General features: G+C 42.3%; 3 protein-coding genes. All 3 read right to left on the bottom strand.

Features of this window, described 5'->3' with window-relative positions:
• Nucleotides 1-200: 200 nt before the first annotated feature.
• Genes BANA01_RS28715 through BANA01_RS28705 form a run of 3 tightly spaced genes read right to left on the bottom strand, consistent with a single transcriptional unit; the run spans nt 201 to nt 3,433 of the window.
• Complete coding sequence (locus tag BANA01_RS28715) at nt 201-1,157, bottom strand: transketolase family protein (protein WP_034677497.1); 957 nt, start codon at nt 1,155-1,157, stop codon at nt 201-203.
• Entirely contained in the window at nt 1,157-1,999 is an 843-nt protein-coding gene (locus BANA01_RS28710) for a transketolase (protein WP_034677498.1), read from the bottom strand. The genes BANA01_RS28715 and BANA01_RS28710 overlap by 1 nt, the downstream gene beginning before the upstream one ends.
• 57 nt (nt 2,000-2,056) lie before the next feature.
• Nucleotides 2,057-3,433 (bottom strand): PTS ascorbate transporter subunit IIC, encoded by a 1,377-nt coding sequence (locus tag BANA01_RS28705; RefSeq protein WP_034677499.1) that lies wholly within the window; start codon nt 3,431-3,433, stop codon nt 2,057-2,059.
• Nucleotides 3,434-3,548: the final 115 nt, after the last annotated feature.

Genomic DNA, 3,548 nt, shown 5'->3' with positions numbered 1-3,548 from the left:
GTCCTCAAGACCCTGCATCAAGGACAAATCCTTGCTCGCTACACACACAATTCGTCCCCAAGACCCTGCCTAAATGACAAATCCTTGCTTGCCGCCACATGATTTGTCCTCAAAACACATAAAAATAAATAATTCCGAGAAAAAGTACCTTTTTTCGAAAGTATATAAAAGGTACCGGTTTAACCCGGTACCTTTCACTCTTATAATATTTCTTTGACTGCTGCTACTATGTCTTTCGGGGTTAGCTTGTAAAACTCCTTCAGGTATTCAAGCTTTCCAACCTGCCCGAATTGTTCTTTGACTCCAATACGTCTCATCTTGGTTGGGCAGTGTTCGCTTAGGACTTCTGCGACGGCACTGCCTAGTCCGCCAATGACGTTATGATTTTCTGCTGTTACAATGGCTCCCGTCTTCTTAGCGTACTTAACGATTAAATCCTTATCAATTGGTTTAATCGAAAACATATCTATCACGCTAGCTTCAATTCCCTCTTCGAGAAGCAAATCTGCTGCTTTCAAGGATTCCGCTACCATAATGCCGCTCGCGATAATGGTAACATCGCTGCCTTCACGGAGAACCTTTCCTTTCCCCTCTTCAAATACCTCATTTTCATCGTAAAGCTTAACGGCATTTTTGCGGATCGTCCGGATGTAATGGATACCGAACTCTTTTTCAATCTTTCGAAGCAAGTAACGAAGCATGGTGGAATCACTTACTTCATATACCTTTGCTTGAGGAAGAAGGCGAACAAGACCAAGATCTTCGAACGCCATATGGGTTCCGCCGTTATGCTCAGCCGTTACCCCAGCGTCAGATCCCAATATCTTAATATTCGTTTTCGCGTAGGAACCTGAAACGAACAGCTGGTCAAATGTCCGTCGAGTTGCGAATTGACCGAAGGTATGGACATAAGGAATCTTCCCTGTCAGCGATAGACCGGCAGCCACTCCCATCATATTGGCTTCCATAATCCCCGTATTAATAATTTGATTCGGAATATCCTTCACAATCTTATTCGTAGCAATCGCGCTCATTAAATCGGCTTCTAAGGCAATCACATCTGGATTGGCCTGCGCCAATTCCACCAAAGTCCGCGCATACATTTGCCGCATTTCTATCTTTTCTAATTCATAGCTTTTGGATGGTGTTTCAATCATTATGACACAACCTTTCCAAGTTTATTTTCCAATTCCGCAATGGCAGCCAAAATGACCTCTTCATCTTCTTTACTAGGGCGAATATGATGGTTATCCGCTTTTTCCTCTAAATACGGGACGCCTTGACCTTTAACGGTATCCAGAATAATTGCAACAGGTTGAACAGTCTGGCCTTTCCCCTCTTCAATTGCCTGATAGATTTGCTCCAGCGAACGACCGTCCACCTTTAAAGTGTAAAAACCAAACGCTTTAAACTTCTCCACAAAATCTAGGGGATCAATAATATCCTTGGTTGGACCGTCAAGCTGCTTTTTATTATCATCAATAAATACAAAGAGCTGATTCAGCTTATGGTGTGCGGCGAACTGGGCTGCCTCCCAGCACTGCCCTTCGTTTAATTCACCATCCCCAACGATACAATACGTATAATTACTCTTATTTGATAGTTTATGAGATAGAGCAACACCCACCGCTGCGGATATTCCTTGTCCTAGGGATCCCGTTGTCATATCCACGCCCGGTGTTAAATTCTTATCAGGATGAGAAGGAAGGGTCGTTCCATTTTGATTTAAGGTATAAAGAACTTCTTCAGGAAAGTATCCTTTCGCTGCTAATGTCGCATAAAGACCTGGTCCTCCATGACCCTTTGATAGAATGAAGTAATCACGATCTTCCCATTTCGGATCCTTAGGATTCACCTTCATCACTTCACCATATAAAACCGCCAAGGCCTCAATGATGGATAAACTGCCACCGTAATGCCCAAAACCGAGATGATACAATTCTTTTAATGTTTTTAGCCGAATTTCATCGCGAAACGCTTCTATTTCTTGCAGATTCATATTCTTTCCTCCCTTTTTTATTCAAAAAGATAGGGGTGCGTAAACACCCCCATTGACCTATGCTCCAACTTGTTGTGAATCAGATGCTGCTTTGTTTTTCTTGAAAAAACCAAACACCACTGCAAGGACAACAAGACCAACCACCGTAACGGTAACACCTGTAGAGCCAAAGGAATTAGCGATATTACCAAGAAGAATCCCAGAAGCTGCAAAGTCCGCATCAGAGAATGTAGTACTAGCAAATCCAAGATCGCCTAGTACCGGCATTAAGAATACAGGCAGGAAGGTAATCAATAAACCATTGGCAAACGATCCAATCGTCGCACCGCGAACACCACCGGTTGCATTACCGAATACTCCTGCCGTTGCACCAGTGAAGAAATGTGGAACAACACCTGGTAAAATAATCACTGCGCCTGCAAAACCAAGAATCGCCATTCCCACAATACCGCCAAGGAAACTACAGAAGAAACCAATTAAAACAGCATTTGGTGCGTATGGGAATACAATCGGACAGTCTAAAGCTGGCTTTGAGTTCGGAACGAGTTTCGTAGAAATCCCTTTAAACGCAGGAACAATTTCAGCTAACACCAGTCGAACACCTGAAAGGATAACGAAAACCCCTGCTGCAAACGTAACACCTTGAATAATCGAGAAAACAATATAATGAGTACCGCCGCTAAGCTCTGCCTCCACATAAGATGGACCTGCAAAGAGAGCAATAATAACATATAGAATGACCATGGTTAATGAAATCGTTACAGAACTATCACGCAAGAATCCTAGACCTTTAGGGAATTTAATCTCTTCTGTTGAACGAGATCCCTTCCCAACCACTTTCCCGACAAGACCAGACAACACATAACCTAAGCTTGAAAAATGACCGAAACCAACATTGTCGTTACCCGTAATTTTTCGCATAAAAGGCTGACAAATGGCTGGGAAGACAGCCATGATTAACCCTAACGCAAGGGAACCAACAATAATTAATGGAACTCCTTTTAACCCAGAAACCACTAAGATAACAGCTAGCATACAAGCCATGTATAACGTATGATGGCCCGTTAAGAAGATATATTTTAATCGAGTAAAACGAGCAATTAAGATATTCGCTAACATCCCAAAGAACATGATAAATGCTGTCGCACTGCCATACTTGGTTAATGCCATCGCCACAATTGCCTCATTATTCGGGACAACTCCGTTAACGTTAAAAGCTTCTTCAAACATTTTTCCAAATGGTTCAAGTGATCCAACGATAATGCCAGCACCTGCAGAGATTACGAGAAAGCCTAAAAACGTTTTCGTCGTTCCTTTTACAATATCGCTTGCCGGCTTCTTCAAGATGATTAGACCAACTAGTGATATTAACGCAACTAGAACAGCTGGCGTACTTAAAATATCCATCAATAATTTAAGAATTCTTTCGCCCATGGTAGAGGCCCCCTTTTAATTTATGATTGGCTTTTTTAAAGACTGATGTTGATTTTTCTCATGAAAACCCTTATGAAGGACTAATCTTACTGGGAACTCTCCGGATTTGTCCTTC

Source organism: Neobacillus niacini NBRC 15566 (assembly GCF_001591505.1).
Lineage (GTDB): Bacteria > Bacillota > Bacilli > Bacillales > Cytobacillaceae > Neobacillus > Neobacillus niacini.
This window is presented reverse-complemented; position numbering and strand designations above follow the sequence as displayed.